At 66.9% G+C, this 26,820-nt stretch carries 20 protein-coding genes, 1 tRNA gene and 1 pseudogene; 9 read left to right on the forward strand and 13 right to left on the reverse strand.

All coding sequences use genetic code 11. The features are described 5' to 3' along the window. Positions 1 to 166: 166 nt before the first annotated feature. Both ACLN58_RS00095 and ACLN58_RS00100 read right to left on the reverse strand, forming a co-directional pair. Complete coding sequence (locus ACLN58_RS00095) at positions 167 to 727, reverse strand: hypothetical protein (RefSeq protein ID WP_415853234.1); 561 nt, start codon at positions 725 to 727, stop codon at positions 167 to 169. A 17-nt stretch (positions 728 to 744) separates the two neighbouring features. Beyond that, entirely contained in the window at positions 745 to 1,827 is a 1,083-nt protein-coding gene (locus ACLN58_RS00100) for a helix-turn-helix domain-containing protein (RefSeq protein ID WP_415853235.1), read from the reverse strand. Positions 1,828 to 2,414: 587 nt separating this feature from the next. Here ACLN58_RS00100 and ACLN58_RS00105 point away from each other — a divergent pair. Both ACLN58_RS00105 and ACLN58_RS00110 read left to right on the forward strand, forming a co-directional pair. Continuing rightward, positions 2,415 to 3,533: a hypothetical protein gene (locus ACLN58_RS00105; protein ID WP_415853236.1), complete on the forward strand. Its 1,119-nt coding sequence runs from the start codon at positions 2,415 to 2,417 to the stop codon at positions 3,531 to 3,533. A gap of 179 nt (positions 3,534 to 3,712) precedes the next feature. Continuing rightward, positions 3,713 to 4,936, forward strand: a complete 1,224-nt coding sequence (locus tag ACLN58_RS00110) for a DUF4041 domain-containing protein (protein ID WP_415853237.1) — start codon at positions 3,713 to 3,715, stop codon at positions 4,934 to 4,936. 446 nt (positions 4,937 to 5,382) lie between these two features. On the opposite strand, the gene ACLN58_RS00115 is transcribed toward ACLN58_RS00110, so the two are convergent. Beyond that, positions 5,383 to 5,457, reverse strand: a tRNA-Ile gene (locus tag ACLN58_RS00115). 304 nt (positions 5,458 to 5,761) lie between these two features. Further along, on the reverse strand, positions 5,762 to 6,658 hold the full coding sequence (locus ACLN58_RS00120; RefSeq protein WP_415853238.1) for a hypothetical protein: 897 nt from the start codon (positions 6,656 to 6,658) through the stop codon (positions 5,762 to 5,764). 177 nt (positions 6,659 to 6,835) lie between these two features. On the opposite strand from ACLN58_RS00120, the gene ACLN58_RS00125 reads away from it, so the two are divergent. After that, a complete protein-coding gene (locus ACLN58_RS00125) occupies positions 6,836 to 7,051 on the forward strand; it encodes a DNA-processing protein DprA (protein WP_415853290.1) in 216 nt (71 codons plus the stop codon). Positions 7,052 to 7,309: 258 nt separating this feature from the next. Here ACLN58_RS00125 and mobF read toward each other — a convergent pair whose 3' ends face one another. Further along, positions 7,310 to 10,843 carry a MobF family relaxase gene (mobF, locus tag ACLN58_RS00130; protein WP_415853291.1) on the reverse strand — a complete coding sequence of 1,178 codons (3,534 nt, stop codon included), beginning with the start codon at positions 10,841 to 10,843 and terminating at the stop codon, positions 7,310 to 7,312. 277 nt (positions 10,844 to 11,120) lie between these two features. Here mobF and ACLN58_RS00135 point away from each other — a divergent pair, with 277 nt between their 5' ends. After that, positions 11,121 to 11,297, forward strand: a complete 177-nt coding sequence (locus ACLN58_RS00135; RefSeq protein ID WP_415853239.1) for a hypothetical protein — start codon at positions 11,121 to 11,123, stop codon at positions 11,295 to 11,297. A gap of 331 nt (positions 11,298 to 11,628) precedes the next feature. Here ACLN58_RS00135 and ACLN58_RS00140 read toward each other — a convergent pair whose 3' ends face one another. From ACLN58_RS00140 to ACLN58_RS00155, 4 genes and pseudogenes are all read right to left on the reverse strand, one after another. After that, positions 11,629 to 11,901 (reverse strand): hypothetical protein, encoded by a 273-nt coding sequence (locus tag ACLN58_RS00140; protein WP_415853240.1) that lies wholly within the window; start codon positions 11,899 to 11,901, stop codon positions 11,629 to 11,631. A 31-nt stretch (positions 11,902 to 11,932) separates the two neighbouring features. Then, a pseudogene (locus ACLN58_RS00145) lies at positions 11,933 to 12,881 on the reverse strand (fumarylacetoacetate hydrolase family protein). Then, a complete protein-coding gene (locus ACLN58_RS00150; protein ID WP_415853241.1) occupies positions 12,847 to 15,033 on the reverse strand; it encodes an alpha-amylase family protein in 2,187 nt (728 codons plus the stop codon). Before ACLN58_RS00150 ends, ACLN58_RS00145 begins: the two are co-directional and overlap by 35 nt. A 71-nt stretch (positions 15,034 to 15,104) precedes the next feature. Continuing rightward, positions 15,105 to 16,454: an MFS transporter gene (locus ACLN58_RS00155; protein WP_415853242.1), complete on the reverse strand. Its 1,350-nt coding sequence runs from the start codon at positions 16,452 to 16,454 to the stop codon at positions 15,105 to 15,107. Positions 16,455 to 16,872: 418 nt separating this feature from the next. Between ACLN58_RS00155 and ACLN58_RS00160 the strand changes: the two genes are divergently transcribed. Both ACLN58_RS00160 and ACLN58_RS00165 read left to right on the forward strand, forming a co-directional pair. Then, entirely contained in the window at positions 16,873 to 17,094 is a 222-nt protein-coding gene (locus tag ACLN58_RS00160) for a hypothetical protein (protein ID WP_415853243.1), read from the forward strand. Positions 17,095 to 17,191: 97 nt separating this feature from the next. Continuing rightward, complete coding sequence (locus ACLN58_RS00165) at positions 17,192 to 18,250, forward strand: LacI family DNA-binding transcriptional regulator (RefSeq protein WP_415853244.1); 1,059 nt, start codon at positions 17,192 to 17,194, stop codon at positions 18,248 to 18,250. A 263-nt stretch (positions 18,251 to 18,513) separates the two neighbouring features. Here the strand turns inward: ACLN58_RS00165 and ACLN58_RS00170 are convergent, their stop codons facing one another. Genes ACLN58_RS00170 through ACLN58_RS00185 form a run of 4 tightly spaced genes read right to left on the reverse strand, consistent with a single transcriptional unit; the run spans position 18,514 to position 23,095 of the window. Continuing rightward, positions 18,514 to 19,374: a fumarylacetoacetate hydrolase family protein gene (locus ACLN58_RS00170; protein ID WP_415853245.1), complete on the reverse strand. Its 861-nt coding sequence runs from the start codon at positions 19,372 to 19,374 to the stop codon at positions 18,514 to 18,516. Positions 19,375 to 19,387: 13 nt separating this feature from the next. Beyond that, positions 19,388 to 20,815, reverse strand: a complete 1,428-nt coding sequence (locus ACLN58_RS00175) for an NAD-dependent succinate-semialdehyde dehydrogenase (protein ID WP_415853246.1) — start codon at positions 20,813 to 20,815, stop codon at positions 19,388 to 19,390. Then, positions 20,812 to 22,086 (reverse strand): iron-containing alcohol dehydrogenase, encoded by a 1,275-nt coding sequence (locus ACLN58_RS00180; RefSeq protein ID WP_415853247.1) that lies wholly within the window; start codon positions 22,084 to 22,086, stop codon positions 20,812 to 20,814. The genes ACLN58_RS00175 and ACLN58_RS00180 overlap by 4 nt, the downstream gene beginning before the upstream one ends. Next, entirely contained in the window at positions 22,079 to 23,095 is a 1,017-nt protein-coding gene (locus ACLN58_RS00185; RefSeq protein ID WP_415853248.1) for an Ldh family oxidoreductase, read from the reverse strand. Before ACLN58_RS00185 ends, ACLN58_RS00180 begins: the two co-directional genes overlap by 8 nt. Before the next feature lie 93 nt (positions 23,096 to 23,188). On the opposite strand from ACLN58_RS00185, the gene ACLN58_RS00190 reads away from it, so the two are divergent. The 3 genes from ACLN58_RS00190 (at position 23,189) to ACLN58_RS00200 (ending at position 26,656) form a co-directional block, all read left to right on the forward strand. Beyond that, on the forward strand, positions 23,189 to 23,980 hold the full coding sequence (locus ACLN58_RS00190) for an IclR family transcriptional regulator (protein ID WP_415853249.1): 792 nt from the start codon (positions 23,189 to 23,191) through the stop codon (positions 23,978 to 23,980). 106 nt (positions 23,981 to 24,086) lie between these two features. Then, positions 24,087 to 25,463: an MFS transporter gene (locus tag ACLN58_RS00195; protein ID WP_415853250.1), complete on the forward strand. Its 1,377-nt coding sequence runs from the start codon at positions 24,087 to 24,089 to the stop codon at positions 25,461 to 25,463. Beyond that, entirely contained in the window at positions 25,460 to 26,656 is a 1,197-nt protein-coding gene (locus ACLN58_RS00200) for an enolase C-terminal domain-like protein (protein ID WP_415853251.1), read from the forward strand. The genes ACLN58_RS00195 and ACLN58_RS00200 overlap by 4 nt, the downstream gene beginning before the upstream one ends. Positions 26,657 to 26,820: the final 164 nt, after the last annotated feature.

Raw genomic sequence — 26,820 nt, forward strand, 5'->3', positions numbered from 1 at the left:
TCACGGCATATGCCACGATCTCCCGCATGGCGTACCGCACGAGTCACGCATACGGGTCGCGCGATACACCGCATTGGTTCCCGCACGAGGTCCCGCATCGATCCGAGCTAGAGGCGCCCGGGGACATTTAGGGGCCATCATCGCTCTGAACTAGGAAGCACAGGGCCTACGTCTCGTCCAGCCATCGCTCGAAAGCTTCACGATTGAGTGCGCACGGGGGCTGGTGGCGTCCTTTGTTCCGGAGGACGTGAACGTAGGACCAGAGGGTGTCCCTGTCAACGAATCCGCGCCGGGCGGCCACACGGAGCAGCTCCCAGGTTGTGACGATGGAGACCTGGAGCCCGTTGTCGGGCTGCTCTTGGATGGCTCGGGCTACGCCTTTGTCGTCGGTGACGAAGATTCCCCTCATCGAGCGGCTTTCGATGATGGCAAGGGTCTCGGCCTCCCCGTAGTTCTTGTAGGGGGCATCTCCGGGGCGGGCGATCTTGGTTCGATAGGTCTGGATGGCCACGTGCTCTGCGCCGGAGTCGGGCCTGAGTGGCTCGCCGAAGATGTCGTTGGCCTCAACAAGGTCTTCGAGGTCAGGCTCCTGGGAGGATTCGTTGCATTCGTGGGCAACAGTGGCGCACCATGCGGGGTTCTTAGCGAGCTTGCGCAGGAGGTCCATTCGGTGCAGGTACGCGAAGTTGATCAGAACGGTGTTGTCGGGGAACAGCTGGATCGACACAGAGGGCGGCCTGCCGCTCAGAGGCCCAGCGCGGCGGACAGCTCGTCGGCTGACATCGTCGGTTTCGGCGCGGGCTCGTCCACTTCGAGGCTGTCGGCTTCGACGCCGAGCATCCATGCAAGGGTGTCCTTGCGGACCCTGCCCTGGGCTATGAGGGAAAGGTGGGCGTCCTGAAGCGCCAGGGGGAACCGCCTCGCCGACGCGGCGTCCATTCGACGGGTGATCGGGTCGCCGTCCTCGGTCGGGACCCAGTGGCGGCGCAGCAGCTTCTGGGTGGTCTCCGAAGCCCATTCCCCCACAACGGGCGACGCGGTGATGCGGAGGCTGTTCAGCCTCTTGGCAAGGGCGTCTGTCGACACGCCGAAATCCCAGACCCTGCCCGCAAGCTCGGCCGGGGCCACCGTCAGCCAATCGAGGGACCGCATGCGCTCAGCTGGCAGAAGCAATTCGGCGGCGAAGGCGTTGGCGTTGCGCTCGTTCTGGTCCTTCACAGCCGTGTCCGGTCCCGGATCGGAGTGGCCCAGCACGAGGTGGCCCAGTTCGTGGGCAAGGCTCCAATTCTCCCGGAACCAGTTCCCGCTCCCCTGGATCACGATGACCGCGCGGCCGAACCGCAGCAGCGAGTACGCCGTGGAGAGGCCCGGCAGCCTGACGACATCGATGCCGAGCGCCTCAAGACGGTCGATGAACGGACGAACGAAGTCAACGCCGCCCAGTCGCTCGCGCGCGTCCTCGACAGAGGAGGGAATGATCGACGGGGCCAGACCAGTCAGGTCGGCCTGCCGGTAGGCGAGGTCGACGTAAGACAGCCCCTGTCTGTCCCCGTCAGCGCCGGGAACCGTACGACGTCCGGTTGCGGGATCATAGTCATGCCGGGCTACGAAGACTGCGCGCGCAGGGTCCGGTTCTCCCGTGATCAGATAGTGCAGGTCAGCATCGAGCAGATCGGCAAGCTTCGCCAGCTCGATCGCCGCGAACCCCCTCTCCCCGCGTAGGGCGCGCGAAAAGGCATCCGGAGCCATGCCGATCTCGGACGCGACGGACTTCTGAGTGCGATCCTCGGGAATCAGGGCAGACACACGCGCACCAATGCTGTCCATGCACTCAATAGTAACTGGTCAAGTTGGGAAAATCCCAAGCCCTGCTCCTGGCCTGCCGTGAGACGATGCAGAGGGGTATCAGTGGCGAGCCGCCCCTCGAAGATCTCGGCATGAGGCCTCTGCGCGAGACGCCGGGTGCGCTCTGCATCGTGTCGGCGTCTCCTGCTCTGTCTTCCGCAGCAGCCCGGCTCTCGCTGTTGCCGAGTAGTTCCCCGTTCCCTTCATTGAGGCCACGCATCCCGTCCAGACGGGTGGGACACTTGCCGGCACGAGAGAAGACGCGGCCGCAGACCGGGCCAAATCGGACACCGTCACAAAGCCACGATATTCCTCGCATATACATGGCGGTTCTAGGCGATGGAATAGACGATCGATGGAACAGGCAGCCTCCATCGTTTCGAGAATGTCCCGTTCTAGAGTGAACTCTGGTCGGGTTTTCGTATGAGGTGGAGGTTAGAGTGTCGCGGCGTCGGGGGTTCCTTGCAGAGTTTCAGCGTCAGCAGCGGTTGGCCCAGCAGCGGGCGAATGCGGCCCAGCGGGCTGCTGCTGCAGCTCAGGCCAGAGCGGAGAGGGCGTATGCCGCTTCCGTGCGCGCGGCCGCTGCGGCTGAGCGTGCGTCCGAGGCGGAGAGCAAGCGGCTCGAGAAGGAGGCCCGCGCCGCCCACGTTGAGGCCCAACAGGCAGAGGTCGAGAGGGTCAACGAAATCCTGAACAACGAGTACGCCGAAGTCGATGGCATCCTCGCCGCCACTCTGGAGTCTGACGACTGGGTCGACCTGCAGTCCCTGAAGCGGACCGTACAGCACCCACCGTTCCCGCGCCCCGACCTGGAGCGCCAGAACCCTGGCCCTGCCCCGATCGAAGTGCCCCCGCCTCCTGTCTTCCGGGAGCCGATGCCCCCGACCGGGCTGTTCGGCCGGAAGAAGAAGCTTGAGGCCGCGCGACAGCAGGCCGAGGCCGAGTACCAGCAGGCCATGCAGGAGTGGACCGCATACCGGGATTCGATCCCCGCAAGGGAGGCCTCGCTCAAGGCAACCCACGCTGCCTTCGAGGAGGAGCGGCTCCGGCAGCTCAAGGCCGAGATCGCCCGGTACGAGACTGACTGCAAGGAGCGAGAGAAGGAGGTCGTCGAGCACAACACCGCGATCGACGACCTCGCAGCCGGCCTCGCCTATGGCGCCGTGGACGCGGTCGAGGAGTACGTTGGCATCGTCCTGGCGAACTCGGCCTACCCCGAGCACTTCAAGGTCCGGCACGAGGCTCAGTTCGATCCGGAGACCGCCGAGCTGAAGCTGAGCGTGGTCGTGCCCGCCCCGGAGGAGCTCCGCACCGTGAAGGCCTACCGATATGTCAAGGCCAGCGACGAGATTACTGAGACCCAGCTGTCGAAGAAGGAGGCGAACGACCGCTACGCTGGCGCTCTGCATCAGGTGGCCATCAGGTCCCTGCACGAGATCTTCGAATCCGACCGCCAAGGGATCATCCAGGCGGTCTCCCTGCAGGTCGGGCCCCAGACCAAAGACCCCGCGACAGGGCGGGACACCTTCATCCCCCTGGTCGCCGTGACCGCGCCCCGCCAGAAGTTCCTGGAATTCGACCTCTCCGGGGTCGTCCCCGCGGCTACCCTCCAGCACCTCGGCGCGGCGGTGTCGAAGAATCCCTCGTCGCTGGCCGCGGTCGACCCGGCCGGCGTCCGCCGCTCATGAGCCCCGAGGGATCGCGCTTCAATCCTCCCCCCGGATGGCCGCCCGCACCGGCAGGATGGAAGCCCCCGGCCGAATGGAAGCCGCCAAGCTCCTGGCCCGCTCCCCCGCCCGGATGGCAGCTCTGGCTCCCCGACGAAGACGCAGGGGAAGACACCGTCCCCGGGGACGGCCCCTCGGTCGTGCAGGATCGCGGAGACCAAAGCGCCGAGTCGGTTCTGAAGGGCACAGAGCCCGACCACGACGGGCTCGCGGGGGACGGGGTCCGGCTGGAAAGGCTGAGAGCGCTCGAGGCCGAGAACGACAGGCTCCGCCAGCTGCTCGCTGACGCGTCGGCCTCCGACGCCATGGTGCAGCTCGATGACCAGAAGGTGCTCCAAGAGGTCGGCATCTACCGTTACCACCATCCCCTCGAGAACGCCGCCGCGTACCTCCCTCGCCTCAACGGCATCGAGGCCCGGCTCGCGGCCCTCATCCGCGACCGCCACGCGATCGAGAAGTCGAACATGTTCGCGTTCGACAACTCCCTGGCCAAGGGACGGAAGATGTCCGACGATCTGGCCAAGCTGATGCTCCGCGCCTACAACGCAGAGGCCGACAGCAGCATACGGACGCTCAAGGCCGGCAATGTCCAGACCGCCAAGCGGAGGCTCGAAGCCTCGCGGACCGCGATCGCCCGGCTGGGGGCGATGATGCAGATGCGCATCGGCGACGCGTACCACGCCCTGCGCCTCGAGGAGATCGAGCTCACAGCCGACTGGCTCATGATGAAGCAGGAGGAGAAGGAGCACGAACGCGAAGAGCGGGCCCGCCTGCGCGAGGAGCGGCGCGTGGAGAAGGAGCTCGCCGAGGAACGCGCACGGCTCGACAAGGAACGTGCTCTGCTCGTGCAGACCCTCGAAGCCCTCACCGTCGCCGGGACCACGAACCCCGACCTCGTCCAGCGGCTTGCCGACATCGACCAGGCCATCGCGGAGAACGACTACCGGGCGGCCAATATCCGCGCCGGCTACGTCTACGTCATCTCCAATCGAGGCGCCTTCGGCAAGGGGGTCGTGAAGATCGGGCTCACGCGCCGGCTCGAACCCGCCGAGCGGGTCAGCGAGCTCAGCGGGGCTTCCGTCCCGTTCCGGTTCGACATCCACACCATCTACTTCTCAGAGGACGCCGTCACCCTCGAGACCGAACTCCACCGGCATTTCGCGGACCGCGCCCTCAACCAGGCCAACCCAAGGAAGGAGTTCTTCTTCGCCACACCTGCCGAAGTACGCGAGGTCCTGGCCTGCAAGGTCGGCAACCTCCTCGAGTTCACCGAGGAAGCAGAAGCAACCGAATACTTCCAGTCCCTCAGCTCATGGCCCGCCCAGCGACGCGCCTTGGACGGAGACACCGGAAGCACACGGTAAGGACAATCCCCGAAGGCGAGATCACCCGCCACGTCGAGGCCTTCCTGCGCGCCGAGGACCAACGAACGCCGTGGTCGAGGCGACCGGAACGGTGCTGGGACTTCTCCTTCGACCATTTCCAGGACCACCCGAACCCCACCGAGGTCACGGAGCTCTCCTGCCTCCACCTTGGCTACTAACTGGCCTCGTGGGACGCTCGGACTCAAGACATCATCGGCTACAACACAGCAATAGGGGGCACCAGCGTCGGACCCAGCGCGCTTCAAGACGTTTCATAGGTCTCGAGAATTTTCCTCGGCCCCAAACCCGAGCAAATCCGCGACGACCTGAAAGAGCCGTACGCCGGCTCACACCCGCCCGGTCGCTTCCGGCAAACTACCCCACGCGCCAGCCCCGGTTTGTCCGACCCAATGAATCTGGCCCCTGGCCATCGATCCGGGCCAGGAAGCCTAGGCGGGATTCGAACCCACGACCTCAAACTACGTATCAGGTAGGCGCTCTATCCGCTGAGCTACTAGGGCACGAAGTGCTCATCGGTCCCTCCCCCGACAACGAGAGCACCGATCACGACCACGGCGACGATGCCGTCAGCCCCCTCCAATATCCGTGTCACGCTCTGATCACATCACCCAAGGAGTCCACTTGTCACAGACCGACGAATTCCCTGGCCGATGTGCTGGCCGGCCGTGCCGCCGCTCGCGAGTGACTTCGTGCGACGGCACGAACGATATGCAAGGGCGCGATCCACAGCTTTGGCTTGATGCCTCACAGTTGTATGGGTTTACCAATTGTGCACCGATGCCAAGGGTTCGTGAGGCATGTGACCTATGCATCGAGGCGCCTCATCGACCGGCGAGACACCGCCCCTGACGTGAACCACTGCACGAGTATTACTGCGGCCATCACCGCAATCTCGGCTTCTTCCTGGGTGATGTCGAGCCGCTGAGCTTCGTGGCCGCCGTGCCGATCGGCATGCCCAGCCCACAGCATCTTCATGATTCCGAATAAGGCGGAGCCGCTCGTCACGTCCGGATCGTCACGCTGCATCGGAAGGGACCAGTTCTTCTGGTCTCGCATCTGCCTGATGACGGTGCCTAGCGTGGGGTTGCCAGCCGTGGGGCATACGAGTGGAATGGCCGCGTCCTCTACCGCTTTGACTGAGAGAGCGTAGGCCTTGGAAGGGTCCGGGCGCATGCCGAATGTCGCTGACCATGCTTCAGCAAGGCGCTTCCCGGCGTGACCGGATGATGCCATCGCTCGATCGGCCGCATCCTGGACTGCTTCGGGCACACGGCGTACGAGACCAGGCTTGCCGGCACGTGTACCGACCTTCCACATCGAGCCGGCCTCATGCAGGATCGTCTCCAATGACTCGGCACGTGACGGATGGCCCTCGGCGATGAGGAAGTCGGCGAGAGTGAGTTCGAGTCCCTTACGCTCGAGAGCTCTCTGCATGTTTGCGAGCTCCTTGCCTACGTTGGGGTCAGCAACAAAGCCAACGCGCACGCGGCACCTCCGCTCGAACCGCATGAGCCGGTCACGGTCGAACCCGAAATCTTGCCCGCTCTCGTAAGCTTGCTGGGCGTCGAGAGGGACGTGGAAGGCTGTGAAGACCCACGACCAGAACGACGAGTGCATCCATTCAGGAACGCCGTCGACCAGAGCGTCGTATGCATCTACCTCATCGTCTTCGACCCCGAACGGGCGCCACGGTTCACTCATGCGCCCAGTCTCTCAAACGCGCCTAAGCAGGGTCCGGCCGCTGTGGGCACGTGGCGCGGCCTCATTCCTCGCTCGACCGTTGGCGGATTTCGTGACGATCACCGGGTCCAGAGCTGCGACTTCCTATGGGGAGCGCGTCGCCGAGGACCTCCCGAGCTCGGCGGCACTGGGCGCGTGGTGTTGGCCGGTGGGGCTTACGGGATCGAAGGGGCCGCTCACGGCGCAACCGTGGCAGTCCGCGGGGACACGATCGCGGTAATCGCCGGTGGCGTCGACCGGCCCTATCCGAACGGGCACCGTGAGCATCTGGAGGGGATTGCGGATGTCGGTCTTCTGGTGAGCGAGTTGCCGCCGGGGTCGACGCCGACGCGGCAGCGGTTCCTGGCCCGGTGACCTCGGTGACCAGCGCGGGCCCTCATGCGCTGCTGCGCAATGGCGCCGCGCGTATCGTCACCGGTGCTGTGGATGTGGAGGACTTGATGAACCGCGCACCGTAGCGTGGAGCCGGGCGGACGGCGCTGGGGCCGGAGTTCGCTCGCCGCCCGACACCGTTCAGGAATGCCCGGACTCGCTTCATTTAGATACTTCCTTCCCCCGGGTCCGGTATCCGAAGCGGTGCGAGGCGCCCGCTGTCGTGTCCGCGGTCGGCGCCTATAGCCTGAGTTCGCGGGTGAGGTGCTGCGTGGTTCGCCGTTCCTGGCCTTGGTCGTGCGGGTTGGTCAGTGCTCGGAGTGCGGATTCGGCGCGGGCGCGGTCGATCCTCTGCGCGGTCGAAGCCGGTGGGGTGCCAAGCGGCGTGGTGTCGGCGATGGCGTAGCGATCCCGGTAGGCCGCTACGACCCGTGCACGCTGACGCCACAGTCGCTGACCGTGCGCGTCCTTCGGCATCGCCCCGAGCGTCCGTGTCCAGGGCTCGTTGTCCTGCAGGGCGGTGTCGAGGACGGCCTCGGCTCGGGCTGCGATGAGTCGGCGGCGCTCTTCGAGGGCATCGCGCATGTCCTGGCTCATCGGTCCGTCGGCGTGCGGGATGAGGCCGGCGATCAGACGCGGCGGTTTGCGGGTGCGCCCGGAGCCGGCGGGACGCGCGGTAGAGCTTGCGAGGCGGTGGTGGATGACGGAGGCGATGTCGTCGGCATCGTCGAATCCGCGAGCCTGGACGAGGCGCGGCAGGAGCGTATCGAGGTCGTGGTGGTTGGCCTCGGCCTGCCGCAGTTCGGCTGTGAGGGCACCGAAGGCGTCGGAGTCGATGACGGCCTCGGCCTGGTCGGCCCTGAGGCCGCTGGTGCGGATGAGGCGGGCCCAGCGGTCGTGTTGGGCGGCTTGGGCGATGGTCTCGTACTCGGCGGCGAGCCGGCCGATCGAGCCCCACGCCTCCTGCTCGGCGGTGATGGCCTCGTGAGCGGAGAGTTCGGCTCCGGCGTGCTGGAGCACCCCGTACAGGACGCTCCGTGCGGTGGCCTCGGGGTTGTCGGACGGGTGGGGTGCGGTGTGGTCGTCGGGCCTGTTCAGCACCACGTATGCCTGGTTCGCTTCGCGTCCGCGGGTCATGGCGACGTAGAGGTTCTCCCGCGTCGACGTCGGCTCCACCAGCACGTGGGCGGTGTCGGTCGTGATGCCCTGCGCCCGGTGGGCCGTGACCGCGTACCCGAGATCGACGTGCTCGGCCACGTACGCGGCAGGCAGCACGATCGAGCCGCCGAACCGGCGCGCGGCCCTGCGGACGGTGATGGAGCCGTCCCCGCGGACCGCGGTGATCGTCCAGCAGTCTCCGTTGCGGGCCCAGTCCCTGCCGTTGCGCAGCCGCCGGTCGTTGCGGCGGGTGATGACCGTGTCACCGAGCCCTGCTTGCGTGCCGTCGTTCAGTTCGACCTCGCGCCCGGGTGCGAGGACGCCGTCGAGGATGAGGTCGGCGCGGGCCCGGTGGTTCAACGCGGTCACCTGTTCGCGGGACTCGGCGATCAGGACCGACACCCGGCCATTCGCGCGGTCGGCCCGCCAGGCCGTGTAGGCGGCCTCGCTCATCTGCTCGACCTCTCCCCCGGCAATCCGGCCGTGGTCGCTGTACGTGTCGATCGCCTCGATGCGCCCGGACCGCAGCGCCAGGGAGGCGGTCTTCTCCCACTCGTGGGTGAACCGGTGGACATCGAGGAGCTCGGGGGCATCGGCGCGGTCGGAGACCAGGAGGCTGAACGCTCCGCCGGCGTCCACGGACTGGAGCTGCGCGTAGTCGCCGACGAGCAGGACCTTCGCCCCGGCGTCGGCGGCGACTCGGGTGATCCGGTCCAGGGACAGGGTGCCGGCAAGGGAGGCTTCATCGACGATGACCAGCTGCCCCGCCTCGAACGTGCTGCCGTGGAGCTCGTGGCTGCTCCACCACTTCGCCGTGTTCTCTGTCCCGATCCCGACCTCGTCCGCCAGTACCTGCGCTGCGGCCGCCGACGGGGCGAGCCCGACCACGGAGCCCTTGCCGTATTCTGACTCCCAGGCCCGGCGCAGGGCGTTCATCGCCATGGTCTTGCCCGCCCCGGCCGGCCCGACGAGGACATCGACGACGCGGCCGGATGCCGCGACCGCGGCCAGGGCGGCGGCCTGATCCTCGCCGAGCACACGGGCCTCCCTGTCGGGCCCGGCGGCAATCTTCTCTAGCGTGGCGAGCGGGACCGTGGGCCCGGCAGTGTTGCGGGAGCGTTCGAGCAGCCGGTCTTCGGCGGCCAGCAGGTGCTCGGAGGAGAACACGGTCGAGTGCTTCGGCCGGAAGACACTGGACCCGTCCGGGCGGCGGAACAGTGCCGGGCTGGTCGCGAGCTCCGGCGGGGTCAGCCGCAGCGACGCGGCCTCGGCCGCGTCCACGACGAGCCCGACGACGGCCTCGCGGTCCTGCGTGCTGGCGAACCGGTAGCCCATCGTCTGCCGTGCGGCCTCGGCGACCAGGTTCCACCGTCGCCATGTGGATCGCTTCTCACCGACCGCCTCGACCACGGTGCGGCCGAGGCTGGCGACCATGTCCAGCGGGATGTCGTCCGCGCGCAACAGCACCGCCGGCCCGTTCTCCGTGACCTGGCGAGCCCATGCCGTGGCGTCCTCCCCCAGCATGCCGCCGGCACGGCGGCGCCAGTCCGCGGTGAGGTCCGCGAGCGAGCGGACTTCCTTCTCCGGCCGCGTGGCCAGGCTTGCCTGGGCGCGGAGCTTCAGGATCGTCGCGGTCGAGGGCTGTCGTCCATGGCGCTGGACGTATTCCTCGATCAGCCGGTCCTTCTCCGCCTCGATATGGCGGGAGCGGGTGGAGAACTCCGCCACCAGCCCCTCGGGAACCGCGCTGATGGCCCACGCGGGGTTGCGGTCGCGGCCCATCTCGCGCTGCTCCCAGCCGAGGCCGAACGCGCGGGTCAGGTGGTCGGCGAAGACCGCCTCGTGCAGCTCCGAGAGCGCCACGGTCGCGGCGTGCATCGGCCTCCCATCCAGCGACCGCCACCTCCCGTCCTGGGCGGTCTTCACCTTGTTCGAGATCACCACATGGGTGTGCAGGTGCGGATCGCCCGCCCGCGAGTCGTAGTGGTCGAAGGCGGTCGCGACCACCCCGCTCACGTCGACCTGCGCAACCGCCCCATCGGCCCCGGTTGCACCGATCCGGGTCGCTGCAACCTCACGCTCGAGGAACGCAACCATCTCCGCAACCGCAGCATGATGCGCGCCCGCGATCAGCGCCTGCGTCCCCGCATCGGCCACCGCCCACAAAACGCTCGCGGACTTCGGGATCGAGAACGTGTAGTCGAACCCCGCAACCGCCCTGCGCGTGCCGCGCGCGGCCTCTTCCGACTCGATCGCGGCGATGGCGTCTGCCCGCCCGGCAGGACCCAGTTCAGGGTCGAGCCCTCGCACTCGCCCGGCGACCCGCTCCGAAGCGGGCCGGTACTCGGGATAGGCCCGGCCCAGGGGCTCACCGGTGATCGGGTCCCGGCCCATCCCGACCAGCAGCTGGAGCTGAGGCTCTGAGACCTCGTCGCCGGCACGAAGCTGCCCCGCGCCCAGGGCGGGCAGCAGGCCGCTGCCGAGCCAACGGCCCGGCGGGGTCCCCGCCTCGGCGTAGTACCGGGTCAGAGGGGTCGACAGCGACCTGTCCCCGTCGGCAGCGGCCACCGTGCGCAGCAGGTACCTGTACCCGTCCCCCGCGCTCATCACCCGCATCGAAACCGTCACCACCGCCTCCTCCACGGTAAGGTGAGCAGCAAGGGCCTGTCGCATCTGACACGACTCGGGAATGCGCTTTCCCTCGAATGCAAGACGCGTGGCGGTTTGGATGGTGGTACAGTCGCCGGATCCGTGACCGCGTCGAGGCGCTCATCAATGCGGGCGTAGAGGGCGACCGGATGCCCACCATGGGCGAGCTCCGCCGCCGCTTCGACGGACCTCCAACGGCGCCGTCTAGCAGGCACTGGAGCCTTTGAAGGCTTCCGGCGCGGTCGTGACCACCCGCGGGCCCCAAGGCGGCCACTTCATCGGCCCCAAGGCCGCCGCCGAGCCCCGGAGCATGCTGCGCGTGCTCAGGGTACAGCTCGACGCCGACGCCTCGGCGCTGCGAGCCGCCGAATCGCTCCTGGGCGAGCTGGAGAACGTGAGGGGGAACCCGGGAGCCTCGTAGCTCCGCTGCATCGGCACAACCGAAAGCACCGCAGCGCTCGGAGCGCCGCGAGCAGGCGCCTCAGGCGTGGACTGGCCTGCTCACGGGTCCCTGCGCCGTGTCGACGATGTTGGCCCCGCTGCCGCCGGGCGACACTATCTGGCCAACGCAGTTCGGGGCATTGAGCAGGTGGTTCGAAGGGCGTTGCGCCGGGTGTCCCTGTCCCGAGCCAGCCACGAAGGACGGGCTGCTCGGGCTCTTCGGGGCTGGTTCTCGGCCGCCGATCGTCGAGGGAGCACCCGAGTCCCTCTCGTGAAGGCGGGCCGCGTTGGCTTCCCGGCTGGTCTTTGTGTCATCGGGTAGCTGAGGAGGTGGGAGTGCTGTCAGCTTTCCAGGGGACGCCGACCCAGACCTGCTTCTCGCAGGTGGTGCCGTGGGGGATGCTGTCGTGGAGTTCGATGGTGAACTCCGAGGGTGAGCGGCGGGTGACGAGGATTCCGGGTCCTTGCGTGGCGATGGAGAGCTGGCGGAGGGCTGCGACGCCCTCGTCGAGCGTGCGGTCCATCTCGTTTCGGGTTTCGACCCGCACGTTGATGGTCTTGTCGTCGGCCCAGGCGAGGCTCATGGTTCTCCTTGCGGTGTGTGCAGAGTTAGCGTCATCTGGCCCCCTGCACGGGGTTGGTCATTTCGCCGATGCCCTCCGCCGAGACCGTGACCGTTTGGCCGGCGGCCAGGGTTGTCCGGCCTGGGGGGCTTCCCGTCAGGATCAGGTCCCCTGGCTCGAGGGTGAAGATGTCGGCTGCGTAGGCGATCAGTCCGGCCACATCGATGACCATCTCGGCCGTTGTTCCGTCTTGGACTACCGCCCCGTCCACGACGCCGCGCAGAACGACATCTCGGGGATCCAGCTGCGTTTCGATCCACGGCCCGACGGGGCAGAACGTGTCGTAGCCTTTGGGCCGCGTCCAATGACCATCGCTCATGTAGTCGCGCGGTGACGTCGTTGACGACGGTGTAGCCAAACACTCGGTCCAACGCGTCACTATCCTCGATTCGGTGTGTCCGGGTGCCGATGACGACCGCGAGCTCAGCCTCCAACTCAACTTGGCGGGCGCCGCTTGGGAGGATGATCGGTTCGCCCGGCCCGATGACGGCGGACGGCGGTTTGAGGAATGTGACGGGAGCTCCCTCCCGCCATGAGCTCACGCGGGGAGCTCCGGTGAAGTTCTTGCCGAAGCCCACAATCTTTGTGGGCCTGGCCACGGGAGCGAGAAGGCGGACCATCGAAATGGGGAGTTCTCTCCCAGTCCTGGCAACCGAAGGACCGTCGTGGAGGGGGTCCCCGTCGAGAACGTGGAACTGGAGTTCCCTTGAGCTGTCTGTGACGTGGCCGAAACATACGTCGTTGCCGATCTGTGCCCGGGCTATCCTCATTCCACACCTTTTCGCCTTTGTGCCGTCGCCCTGGACTGATGAGTCCGTGGGGGGGATGAGGACCTCCTCGTCACTGGGCTGGTCGCCCGCCTTGACTTCGGAGGTCCCCACCTTTTGTTTGCTCACCTCATGCGCTTCAGTTCCAGTCGACGACCAGTACCTCGTGGGCATCGATGGAGCTGACCGTGACGCTGATTGCGCCCCCGAGGTCTTCTGCCGGCGTGTCGGCGCCGTGGACGCGGAGCCGGATGGCGGATGCCGTGCTGGAGGGCGTTGGCTTGGCGATCCGGACAACGGCCGGACCCACGGGGTGGACGCGGTCCTGGCGTGCCGCGATGGTCGAGGTGGCGATGGTGTTGGTCAGGTGCACGATGGTCCTGTCCTTCTGGGCGTAGGCGTTGACTGCAACAGCCCCCGGTGTCGTGGCCGAGACCAGTGATGCGTCTCCGATGGCCCAGCGGACAATGCCGGCGAGCAGGGACCGGGCGTCGGGCAGCTGGTTGCGATCGGCAAGGCGGTCGAGGTCGGCCAGTACCATCGCGGTCCGGCGGCCGTCCGATTCGCCGATGACGAGTGCTGGGATGCCACTGTCCGATGTGCGCATCCACGCTGTCTCGGGCGGATAGATGGGGAATCGGGGGACGAAGGTGGCCAGGGCCTCGAACCCGGGCAGGACCGCCGATTCGCGCAGGTAGCCGCCGAAGGAGACGATGTCCGTGTCATCGAAGCCGGCAAGTGCCGGGTGCCGCGGCGGCACGGCCAGCTCGTCCCGGTCGACCGCTCCCCTAGCCGAGTTCCGGGCAGGGTGGAGGCGGAGGTATGTGTGGCTCCGGGCCGTCTCGAAGTTAAGGTCAGCGCCCTTCCAGTCGCCGTGGTCGCCCGATCCAAGTGACACTCCGATGATGTCGGAGAGTCCGTAGTCTTCCCGTGGCACGCCGTCCTCGTCGTACAGGGAGGTCTCGCCGGTGGCAACGACTGAGCCTCCCTGGGCGTGGAACTCGCGGACCGCAGCGAGCTGGTCGTCGCTGAGCGCGCCGACGTTCGGCAGCAGGAGCACGGCGAAGCGTCCGATCGCTGCGCGGACGTCGTCCGCGTGCACAGGCACGTAGGTCAGTCCCGCCTCGACGAGCGCTGTGACGGCGCCCCGGTAGGGGCTCGCCGTCCTGGCCTCGACGGACTCGCGGCCGAAGAAGTCGTGGTTGTCCGATGACCAGACGACCCCGACGTCGGCCAGGGGGGTGCGGTCGAAGAGCACGTCCTCGTTCTCCTGGTGCCACTGGAAGATGGGCGGTGCCGTCTCGTACTGGCGCCGGTCCTCGTGGAAGGAGCCGATGTGGTGCCACCAGGGCTGGATCCCAGCGGCGAAGCCGTTGGCGGACCAGAGCTGCGCCTCTGCCTGGGGCATCGCTGCGAGGCGGAACGCGGGCATTCCGAGGCTGTACATCGGCATGCTCTCCGGCATCACCGCGTCCCAGCCGACGAGTTCGTGCACGCGCTTGCCGGCCTCGGCGTTCTGGTGGAAGCCCTCCCCCGGCCACCGGAACTGGTGGTCGAGCATCGCGAAGGGCGAGCCGCGCAGGATGCGCCGCTGGTCGTTGAACCGTTCGGCCGCGTGCGTCTGGCTGCCGCTGAGCATCCCCATCCAGATGCAGTGCTCCCCGCCGGCTGCGGTGGTCGCCTCGTTGTTCCGGCGCCAGATTTCGACCCGCCGGTCGTAGTTCCAGCGCACCCAGCTCCGGTAGTCCTTGTCGTCCCAGTCCGTGCGGGCCGGCAGCTGGCTGCCGGTAGCGGTGCGGAAGCCGCGCTGGCAGTTGTCGCAGTAGCAGATCTTGTCCCTCGGCAGTCCGGCCCAGCTGTTGTCGGCGAAGCCGTCGGGCGAGGAGCGTCGGGTGATCTCGGCGAGCACTTCGAGCAGGTAGTCGTTGTAGTAGTCGCTGTTGACGCACGTGATCCATTTGTCTTCTGTCGTATACGGCTCGCCGTCGGCATCTCGGGCCATCCATTCCGGGTGCGCCGTGAAGAAGTCCTCTGCGACGCGGTTCGAGTCCATCCGCGCGATGACCGAGAGTCCTTCATCACGGGCCGACGCGACGATGCGGCCGTATAGGTCGTTGTCGTCGCTGATGCCTGCGGCCCGGTGGTGCAGGTCGAACTGGGACGGGTAGTAGGCGACGATGCCCCCGGCGTTCACGATCACTCCGTCGATCCGGGTCCGCCGCCAGTATTCCCGCCACCACGCGTCGTCGTAGCGGTCGGGGTCGATCTCCACAAGATTGGTCTGGCCCCATCTGCGGCTTGTCCTGTACCAGGGTTGCGCGGTCATGAATGCGTTTCCTTTCAGTTATGACGCGGGACTGCGTCAGAGGCACGTCTGTGCGATGGGCTGCGTGACTATCAGCCGTCGGTCGGGGGGCCACCGGCGACAGTTGCCTCCAGGTCCGGGCGGCCTTCGCCGAGGGGAATGCCGACGGCATCGTCGGCGAGGAGGGATCGGCCCGCGGTCTCCTTGAAGAAGAACATCGACCCGATGCCCAGGACGACGCCGAGGCCGGTCAGCCCGATCAGGGCTACCGAGAGGCCCATCGTGGCGGAGAGGAAGGCCGCGAAGGTCGTGCCGAAGGCCCCGGCGAGTGCTCCGAAGTTGTGCGCGAATCCGTAGCCCGGCGATCGCAGGTCTGTCGGGTACTGCTCGGTCTCGAACACCGCGAGCGATGCTCCGAGCGCTCCGTTGACGAACCCGAAGCAGATCCACGAGACGAGGATGACTGCGAAGTTCGGGACGGTGAACGTGACGGCGACGGGGACCAGGAGCAGGCAGAACAGGGTGATGAAGGTCCGGCGCCGGCCCAGCTTGTCGCAGAGCCATCCGCCGAGCAATGAACCCGGCATGGCCGCGAAGCCGCTGACGGATCCGATCAGCGCAATCTCGCCGACGCTGAGATGGATGTTGTGCAGGTAGGTCGGCAGCAGGCTGCCTGAGGACTGGGCGAAGAAGTTCCCGTACTCCAAGACGGCGATCAGGACCGTGGTGCCGATGAATCTGCGGCCGAAGATGGCCAGGAAGCTGCGCCCCTTCTTCCCCTGCGCCTGCGCGGAGCCCGGCGCCCCGGATGCCCGGATTCCGGCTCTCGCGGCCTTCCAGACTTCGGATTCCTTGAGTGCGAAGATCAGGTACGGGATGAGCAGGAGGACGGCGGATTCCGTGACGAACACGCCCCGCCAGCCCCAGGTGGGGAGGAAGAGGTAGTAGAACACAGGTGAGAGCGCGGCGCCGCCGAACCAGCCGAGGATCATGATCCCGGAGAAGAGGCCGCCGCGCTTCGCCGCCGATTCCCGGATCAGGGCGCCGGCAGTTGCATAGACACCGCCGACGCCGAACCCGAACAGCAGCCGGATGATCAGGATCGTCGCGAAGTTCGGCGAGAGCCCGCTCAGAAGGGTGAAGACGCCGCAGGTGGCCACGGCGGCGATGAGGATCGGCTTGCGCCCGAACCGGCTCGCGAGGGATCCGAACAGCAGGGCGCCGACCCATCTCGTGCACGTGGTGGCAAGCAGAAGCAGGGAAGCCGTGCCGAGGTCAAGGCCGAACTCCTTCTGAACGAACGGCAGCAGATACGTCATGATCACCAGGTCGAAACCGTCGGCGCTCAGGGCTGCAGTAGCGGCAATCAAATTGCCCCAGTGTGATTTGGTCTCGTCAACTACACCGGCGTAGTTGGAAGTTCCGACAGGTTTCGAGCTCATTCCGTCCTCCTTCATTGGTTGACGTGGGGATAGCTACAGATTCTGCACCCAAATGAGCCAATTGGCTACCGTTATCGGAAAAATTCTTCTGCACTCCGTAATCCGATGGAATATCCGAAATAACCGGAATACCGAAGTTCGGAAGTCCGGAATTCGTGCGCGATAGGGGCGTCTTCTTTCGTGCTCGCGCAAGGCTGCGTGCAAGCACGGGCGCGTTGGCGCCGGGGAGGCGCATGGGCAGCCCCCATCCGGGATTCCGGGAGAGCCTTGACAGGATCTTAGTGTAACGAAATACTTAGAGGAACATCAGCCCCGAAAAATCAGCTGTCTAGGCAGTGTGTATCGATTGCCGAACCGTAAGCTCCTTCGCGAGTGTGGATCGGGCTGGACGGAGACGGGGAGAAGGAGCTGTGGCGACATGACCTTTGCAGACTACGAACGCAAGGAGGCGCGGCTCCGGCCAGACCAGTTGGATGATCTGGGGACACTGGCAAGGCGGATCCAGCGGGCGAAGGTGCCGGGCGGAGCTCGCATCACAGACAACACCCTCATCAGAGTCGCGATCGACCTCCTGCTGGCCAATCGGGACCGACTTTACGGTTCCACCGAAGAAGACCTACGCCGATCCGTCGACCTATAATCGGAACCGGTCATGCTGCAGGAATTCTGTTCAGGATCCTGCCCACGAAATGGCATCTTTAATGAAGGGGGGGTGAATGGCTCGTTCAGCCGGACGCGTGACAATTGCCGATGTCGCGGCTTTGGCGGGAGTTTCGCCGGCCGCGGTGTCAAAGGTCTTCAATAGTACTGGAAGCATCTCCCCGGCCACGGCCGCGCGGATTAGAGAGGCTGCCGAGAAGCTCAACTGGACCCCGAGCCCGGCCGCAGTCGCCCTGCGGCAGTCGAAGACCAAGGCGATCGGACTGGTCCTCAACCGGCCGCGCGCCACGCTCGACCTTGACATGACCGATTCGCTGCTGCTCTCGGGCATCGAGACAGTGCTCGCCCCTCGGGAATGGGGCCTGTTGCTCTACCTTTTCGACCGCGCCTCTCAGGAGCAGGTCGAGTTCTATCGACGACTTGTTACGGCCCGCCGGGTTGACGGTCTCATCCTCGCCAACACCGAAGTGGGCGACCCACGCTTCGAGCTGCTGCGCTCGCTTCACATGCCCGCATTCCTGATCGGCACGCCGTGGAACGAGGATCCGATCCCGCACGTCGACTCCAGTCCTCCCCACGCCGGAGTCGCCGAAACCGTGCAGCACCTGCTTGATCTGGGGCATCGACGGATCGCCTACGTGGGCGGCCCGCCCACGTTGTACCTGCCCCTGCTTCGACGGGAAGCCTTCGGCCGAAGCGTCGAGGCCGCGGGGCTGACGCCGGCCGCCACCTTCACGGCCGACCACTCCCCTGCCACAGCCGCGGAGGCCACAAGGCGCCTCATGGCCCAGGACACCCCGCCCACAGCGCTCGTCTTCGAAACCGACACCATGGCCATCGGCGGAATGAGGCAGGCCAAATCCATGGGTCTGAACATCCCTAGGGACCTCTCGATCGTCGGCTACGGCGGCACCCCGATGGGCGAATGGCTCGAGCCTCCGCTGACCACGGTCGACAGGCATAGCTTCAACCGAGGGCAAGCCGCAGCCGCGGGCATGATGGCCCTCCTCGGCGAACCCATCGACCCTGAGGACCATCCCCTGCGGCAGCCCGAGCTCGTGGTCCGATCATCAACCGCTCTGGCCCCTACCCGAGAGGGCGTGCCTACGCTGCTCACGTCATCGGCGGCCGAATAGGGGGAAACCCACTCTGTGGAGAATCCCGAACCTTCCACCGAAGCCGCGGCAGAGAATGGTGTGAGGTGATGCGGCTCACCCGGTCATGGAACGCTCGGTCTGGGGCGCCATGCAGCGCGCTCTTCCGGACCTCGGGACAAGCGTCCAGAGGCCAATTCGCGTACAAACCGTGTGCCCTCGTCGCCATCGCGATCCGCCGAAGAGCAGTGCCGGCCCGGGGTTGTGGACCGCGAGCCGATCCCGGATGGACGGCGGCAAGCGTCTCAGCGTGGGGCGATGACCTCCTGCCGCTGGGTTCCCAGACCGCTGACGCCGAGCTCCATGGTGTCCCCGGGCTGAAGCCAGATCGGCGGGTTGTGGCCCATGCCGACGCCGGGCGGGGTGCCGGTGTTGATGAGGTCGCCTGGCTCGAGGACCATGAATTGGCTCAGGTGGTGCACGAGGAAATAGGGGTCGAAGACCATGGTGGACGTCGAGCCCTTCTGACGCCGGACGCCGTTCAGGTCCAGCCACATCTCCAGATTGTTGACGTCGGGAATTTCGTCGGGCGTCGCCAGCCAGGGGCCGCACGGATTGAACGTCTCGGCGGATTTGCCCTTGGACCATTGGCCGCCGCGTTCCATCTGGAACGTGCGCTCGCTCACGTCGTTGACGAGGACGAAGCCGGCGATCACGTCCTCGGCCTCCTCGACTGAATCGAGATAGGAGGTGCGCTTGCCGATGACGATGCCGAGTTCGACCTCCCAGTCGGTCTTCGTCGAGCCGCGGGGAATGCGGACATCGTCGTTCGGGCCGACGAGTGTGTTCGGGGATTTCATGAAGAGGATGGGCTCCTCGGGCACGGGGTTTCCGGTCTCGGCGGCGTGGTCGCTGTAGTTCAGGCCGATGCACAGGATCTGGTGGGGGCGCGCGATGGGCGCGCCGATCCGCTCGCCGTCGAACGCCGTCGTCCTCCCTGCGGCGACCCGCTCCTCGACGAGGCCGGCAAGTGACGAGAGCCCGTTGCCGCCGAAGAATGCCTCGTTGAAGTCCTGGACGACGTCGGAGACGTCGACGTACTGGGTGTCGCTGATCCGGACGGCAGGCTTTTCGCCGCCTGGGCGGCCAAGGCGCATGAGCTGCATGGTCTTCTCCTGCTCAGAGGTCGATTCCGATGTACTTCTCTTCGAGGAATTCGAGGATTCCCTCCGAGCTGCCTTCGCGGCCGAGGCCGCTCTGCTTCATGCCGCCGAACGGCGCGGCTGGGTCGCTGAGGACGGCCCGGTTGACGGCGACCATTCCGGCGTCCAGCCGCTGCGCGACGGCGAGGGCTGGGGCGGATTCGCCGTACACGTAGGCGATGAGCCCGTAGATGGTGTCGTTCGCCATCCGGACGGCGTCGTCGACGTCGTCGTATTCGATGACGGAGGTGACCGGGCCGAAGATCTCGGTGCGGGCGATCGGGCTCTCGTGGGACACCCCTGAAAGCACGGTGGGCGAGTAGAAGGCCCCGTGCTCGGAGGAGTTGCCGCCGGTGACCACGAACGCTCCGGCGGCGACGGCCGCATCCACGAGCTCGGCGACTTTGTCCCGCTCGTGGACCGAGACGAGGGCGCCTAGCTTGTTCTCGCGGTCGATGCCCGGGCCGACGCTCCACTCCTCGAGCTCGGTGGCCATGCGGTGCGCGAAGTCCTCGGCGAGGGAAGAGTGGACGTAGAAGCGGTTGGCGGCGGTGCAGGCTGAGCCGCCGTTGCGCATCTTCGCCACGAGGGCGCCGTCCACTGCCGCGTCCAGGTCAGCGCCTGGAAGGATGACGAATGGCGCGTTGCCACCGAGCTCCATCGACGCGCTGACCACATTGTCGGCGGCCTCGTGCAGCAGGATCCGGCCGACCTCGGTGGAGCCTGTGAAGCTGAGTTTGCGGACGTCGGGGTGGTGGAGCATGCGGGCGATCGCCGGGCCTGTGGGGACGGGCGTGACGAGGTTGACGACGCCGTCGGGAACCCCGGCGCGGCGGAGCGCGTCGACGACGTGGGTCGCCGTGAGCGGGGTTTCGCGGGCGGGCTTGAGGATCACGGTGCAGCCGGCTGCGAGGGCCGGGGCGATCTTGCGCGTCGCCATCGCGGCGGGGAAGTTCCACGGCGTGACGAGCAGCGAGACTCCGATCGGCTGGTGCGTGACCACGATATGCTTGTCGCCGCTGGGCGAGAGGCGGAAGTCGCCGCGGATGCGGACGGCTTCCTCGGCGAACCAGCGGAAGAACTCGATCGCGTAGTTCGCCTCGCCGAGCGCGTCGGCGTAGGACTTGCCGTTCTCCAGGACGATGGTCTCGGCCAGCTGCTCCTTCTCCTCGGTGAGGATCTCGAAGGCGCGGCGGAGGATCTCGCCGCGCTCCCGCGGGGGCGTGGCCGACCACGCGGGCAGCGCGGCGGCTGCGGCCTCGACGGCGGCGTCGCAGTCGATCTCGTCCGCCGCGGCGAAGGAGGCCAGCAGGCTGCCGTCGGCCGGATTGATGACGGGGAAGCGGCTGTCCGTGGCACCCGGCGTCCAGCGCCCGTTGATGAAGAGGTCGGAGATGAAGGTCATGCTCGTGTTTCGCTTTCGTTCGCAATAGCGGCGGAGGGGGTCAATTCCCGGTGCATGCCGGTGTAGGCGGCGTGCACGATTCTCTGCAGGTTCTCGGCAGTGGGTTCGAGGGTGGAGTTCGCGACGAGTCGCCGCACGGTGAGCGAGAGCTCGACGACGCGGTCGAGGTCCGCCTCGTCGACGCCCATGGACGCGAGATCGCGAGGGAGACCGATGTCGCTCATGATCTCCGTGATCTCGCTGATCGCGGCGTCGGCGGATTCCTCCGCGCTTGCCCTGGCGACGCCGAGCGCGCCGGCGATTTCGGCAAGCCTTTCGGTGTCCGTCGGCAGGATCGCTCGGAGGACGTAGGGCAGCATCATTCCCGTGCCGAGGCCGTGCGGCGTATGGGTCAGCGCGCCGACCGGGTACTGGATGGCGTGGGAGAGGTGCGTTCCGGCCGTCCCGAACGCCATCCCGGCCAGGAGGCTCGCGTACGACATCTCGGCGCGGGCCTGGAAATCGCTCCCGTCCCGCACTGCGCGGCGCAGCGATCGGCCGATGAGTCTGATCGCCTCGAGCGCGAGGGACGAGCTGAGCAGGTTGCTCCCGACGAAGACGGGCAGCTGCGAAGCCCATTCGGGCTGGCGCCGCTGGGCGGTGTAGGCCTCGATGGCGTGGACCAGGGCGTCAGCGCCGGAGCTCGCCGTGACCGACGGGGGCGCTCCGAGGGTGAGCCGGGGGTCGACGACGGCCGCGCGCGGAATCAGGTAGGGGCTGGAGATGCCGACCTTGAGTTCGCGCTCGGGATCGGCGAGGACGGCCACAGGGGTGACCTCGCTGCCCGTGCCCGACGTCGTGGGCACGGCGACCAGGGGCAGGACCGGGCCGGGTACGAGATTCTCTCCGTAGAACCGATTGAGCGGCGTGCCGTGGGCGAGGCCCAGGGCTACGAGCTTCGCCAGGTCGAGCGCGCTCCCTCCTCCGAAGCCGACGACGACGTCAGGCGCCGCCGCGCGGGCCCGCCCGATGGCGGCTTCGACCTCGGCGACCGGCAGCTCCGGCACAACGTGGGAGTCCACGGTCGCCGCAACCCCGAGGGCGTCGAGCCCCTCGAGCAGTTCCGAGAAATACCCGGTCGAGGCCAGGAACGGGTCGCAGATCACGAGGGCTCGCCGGCCCAGGCGGGCGACGGCGGCAGGGATGCCCGCACGGGATCCGTCGCCGAAGGCGATGGAGTCGGGGAGTCTGAGCAGTCCGAAGGACCGGGTGAGATCGGCGATGTCAGTCATGAGCGAGAGATCCTTCCGCATAGGCCAGAGCCCGCGTCCAGACCTCGCGGTCGACGCGGATGCCGTTGGTGAGGTGGGCGCCGCGGGCGCGTCGGGCCCGGTCGCCGGGGATGTCGACGGGTGCGGCGACGCCGGTCTGCCGCACCTCGTCGAAGTACTGTTCCAGCAGCGGGAGCATGCCCTGCAGCCCCAGCCGCTCCAGGCTCACGCAGATGAGCAGGTCGCCCTTGGTGGCAGGCAGCTCGGTGTCGAGCGTTCCGACGACGTGGGTGCCGAAGGCCGTCGCCGTGAGCACTCCGACCAAGGCCTCCAGCGCGATGCCGAGCGCGTAGCCCTTGGGGCCCCCGAAGGGCGAGATCGCTCCGCCGTCGACCGCTGCCCGCCCGTCGCTGGTCGGGTGCCCGAAGGCATCCACCGCCCAGCCGTCCGGCAACGCGCGCCCTGTCGCTGCGTAGTCGATGACCTTGCCCATCGAGACGGAGGCCGTCGACATGTCCAGGACGAGCGGCTCCCCCTGCGAGGGCACGCCGATGCCGATGGGGTTCGTGCCGACGGTCGCCCTGCGGCCTCCCCAAGCGTGCACCAATGCCTCGCTCGTGGTGAGGAGCAGCGCGGCCTGACCGCGCTTCGCGATCGATTCGACGTAGGGGGCGAGCATCCCGATGTGGCTCGAATTCGAGATGGCGGCTAGGGCTATCCCGGTCTCCTCGGCCCGTGCGACGGCCTCGTCGATGGCGCGCTGGGCGACGACGGGGCCGAATCCGCGCTTTCCATCGACACGCAGGACAGCCGGGGCAATCCATTTCAGGTCGGGCTCCACGTTCGGGTCGATAAGGCCCTTCCGCATTCGCTCGATGAGAACCCTCAGGCGGCGGATTCCATGCGACGCGTGGCCCCGCAATTCGCCCTCGACGAGGTTAGCGGCCTGGATTTCTGCTTTTTCGGCGGCGGCGCCGTTCACGGTGAGCGCGACTCGGATAACTTCATACAGCTCATCAGGACTTATCACGCTGCTATTCGCAGCGGTTTGGTTTTCCGTTGTTTTCACGGGCCCTCCCTCGGTACGCTTGCTCGATCATGTCTTCACGCAAGGAGGCCGCGCATGCCCCGTCCCGCAGAGCAGGACGCTGGTTCTGCATCATCACTCTCGAGGGGTCTGGCGCTGCTCGACCTCTTCACCTCCCCCGATCAGGTGCTGAGCATCAGCGAGATGGCCCGGCGCTCGGGCATCCCGAAGTCCACGGCGCATCGGCTGGTCCTTGACCTGGTCGCCTGGGGCGCGCTCGAGCGGCGGGTCAACGGCTTGGCGCTGGGGGTTCGGCTCTTCGAGCTCGGCTCCCTCGTCCCCTCGTCCAACACGTTCCGCGAGCTGGCGCTGCCGTTCGCCCACAACCTCAACGAGGTCACGAAACTCACGAGCAACCTCGCCATCCGCGAGGGCAACGAGGTGCTCTACATCGAGAAGATCACGACCCGTACCCTCAAGGTCCCGCACTCGCGGGTCGGTGGCCGCGCCCGCATGCACGCCACCGCGCTGGGCAAGGCGATCCTCGCGTTCAGCGAGCCCGAGTTCGTGGACTCCGTCCTCTCCGGTGAGCTCAACCCCCAGACGCCCAGGACCATCACCGATCCCGATGCCCTGCGGCGCGAGCTGGAGATCGTCCGCATGGAGCGGGTCGCGTACGACGTCGAGGAGTCCCGCCTCGGCCTCTTCTGCGTCAGCGCCCCCGTGTTCGCCGGCCCCGGAGGCCCGGTAACCGGCGCGATCTCGGTCACCGGCGCCACCGAGCTGGCCATCGCGAAGCGGTACGCGCCGGCCGTTCTGGCCACCGCGATGGCCCTCACGAGCTCGCTCGGCAACCCCAAGCGGGCGCAACGGGCCCGCACCGCCTGACTGCCGTCCCGCTCCCCGGGACGGGACCTGACAGCCAGTCACGGACCAGCGTATTCATTAGTTCGAAGCCACTTGGATGTGGCGGCGAACACACAAAGGAGTGACCGTGACTGAGATACGGAATTCAACGGCAGGCATAGCCGCTGCCGTGCACGAGCTGACGAGCGAGGAGAAGCGCCGGACGATTCGGAAGGTCGCCCTTCGGCTCGTGCCGATTCTCGCCTTCGCCTATTTCTTCAATTCCCTCGAGAAGACGAATATCAGCCTCGCCGCCCTGCAGATGAATAAATCGCTGGGCCTCACCACCGCTGCGTTCGGGCTCGCGGCCGGCCTGCTCTTCGTGGGATATGCGGTATTCGAAGTCCCGAGCAATCTCCTGCAGTATCGGGTCGGCGCCCGGAAATGGATCGCGCGCATCATGATCACGTGGGGCATCGTCGCCGCGGCAACGGGCTTCGTGAACGGCGAGGCCAGCCTGTACGTCATGCGCATTCTGCTCGGCGTCGCCGAGGCCGGCTTCTATCCTGGCGTCATCCTCTACTTCACGCTCTGGTTTCCGAGGCAGTACCGCGGCACCATGTTCTCGCTCTTCGTGCTCGGCGGAACCCTCTCCGGCATCATCGGATCCCCGCTCACTGGCCTGCTCCTGACCCCGAAGACCTACTTCGGCTTCGAGTCCTGGCGCGCCATGTTCGTCCTCGAAGGCATCCCCGCAGTCGTCATCGGCATCGTGTGCCTCTTCGTCCTGCGCGACCGGCCCGCCGATGCCAAGTGGCTCACGACCCGTGAACGGAACTGGCTCGAGGGCGCGATCGCGGCCGAGGAAGCCCAAGTTCAGGCGAAGCACTCGGCCATCGGCTTCTGGCGCTCGCTGGCAGACCTCAGAGTCCTCATGCTCTCTCTGATCTACTTCTGCCTCAAGTTCGGCCAATACGCAATCGGCTTCTTCCTCCCGCTCATGATTGTCGCCTTCCAGAAGGGCGGCACGAAGCTTGATCCCTTCCAAGTTGGGCTCATTTCGGCAATTCCCTATCTGGCCGCCGTACTCCCAGCAATTTGGTGGGCACGTCGTTCAGACAAGACCGGGGAACGGATCTGGCACGCCGCCATACCTGCGATCCTGGGTGCTGTCGGGATCTGCATTTCTGCCCTCACACACGAGCCTGTCCTGATTCTGGCTTCGCTCTGCATCGCTGTGATAGGTCTGAACTCTCAGAGCGCCCCGTTCTACCAGATCCCGGGGCACTTCCTCACCGGGGCCGCAGCCGCGACCGCCTTCGCACTCATCAATTCGCTGGGCAACCTCGGCGGCTTCGTCGCTCCTACCGTCTTCGGAGTGCTCAAGGACGCGACCGGCGACTACACCCTCCCGAGCTTCATCATGGGCGGCGTCCTGATTCTCGCCGCAGTTCTCACCGTCATCCTCCCTAAGGTCTTCAAGATCGATCCGAAGGCCATGAACGTCGAAAAGGTTTCCGCATGATCGAGGCCAAAATCTCCTCAGTCCGTCTCGTCGAAGTCTCCGCAATCCTCGCCCCAGACCCCTCGAACCCTGGATTCGCTCCCCAGACCCGTCCGGTCAGCGTCTACGACCAGCTCCACCAACCTGAAGGCTGGCCTGCCCCCACCGATCCGCGCCGCAAGACGTCCCTGTACCTCGAGATCGGCACCACCGCCGGCGTCACGGGCCGCTACGGCCCAATCGACCAGGAAGCCGTGGCCCCGCTCGCAGAGGGAATGGCGGCCTCCCTGCTCGGCCAGGACGCCCTCGGCGGCAACTTCATCTGGGAACTGCTCCAGCGCGGGAACCGCCACTCCCGCCACGGCAACCGCAAGATCGCCATCAGCGCCGTCGACAACGCACTATGGGACCTCCGCGGCCGCCTCCTCGGCCTCCCCGTCTGGCGCCTCCTCGGCGGGGCCGGCCGGCCCAACATCCCGGCCTACGCCAGCACCCTCGGCACCTTCCACGGCGAAGGCCAGGTCGAGGAGACCGCTGCCCGCCTCCTCGACGAGGGCTACACAGCGCAGAAATGGTTCTTCGGCGACGGCCCCGGACAGGGCACCGAAGGAATGGACCGCAACGTCGCCCTGGTCGAACGCACCCGTGGAACAGTCGGAGATCGATCCGCGCTCATGTTCGACGCCTTCATGAGCTGGGACCCTGCCTACGCCCGCCGCTGGGCCAGTCGGGTCGAGCAGCTCCGCCCTGACTGGCTCGAGGAGCCCTTCCCCGCCAGCGCCGTCGAGTCGTTCGCCCAGCTCCGCGCCACCACGAGCATTCCCCTGGCAGCCGGCGAGCACCTGTACGACCGCTACGACATCCTGCCCTTCCTCCAGCGCGGCCTGCTCAGCGTCCTCCAGGTGGACCCCGAATGGTGCGGTGGCGTGACCGACCTCCTGCGGATGTGCGCCATGGCCGAGCCTTTCGGCGTTTCCGTCATCCCGCACGGCCACAACATCCACGCCGCACTCCACGTGGTCGCGAGCCAGTCCCCGGAGCTGTGCCCACGAGTCGAATACCTCTTCCTCCACGAGCCCGAACGGCACTACTTCGAGATCGACGTCCCGGCCCCGAAGGGCGGCATCATCGCTCTCCCGACGCGCTCGGGATTCGGTATCGAGCTCGACGAGGGACGTATCAAGGAATCAGTGGACGTCATCGCGATCTCCTGAGGGGACGACATAGGACTGCCCCCAATCTGCACCTTCTGCTGTTAAGGCTGGGCACGGTCCTTGATAACGTCTTTGGCAGGTGCCCTATGCTCCGGGCATGGCTGTCACTCGCAACGATGCCCGGCGCGCGGGAGTCTCGCCGGGCCACATCTCGCACGTCCTCG

The sequence above is a fragment of the Sinomonas sp. G460-2 genome (assembly GCF_047759905.1).
Lineage (GTDB): Bacteria > Actinomycetota > Actinomycetes > Actinomycetales > Micrococcaceae > Sinomonas.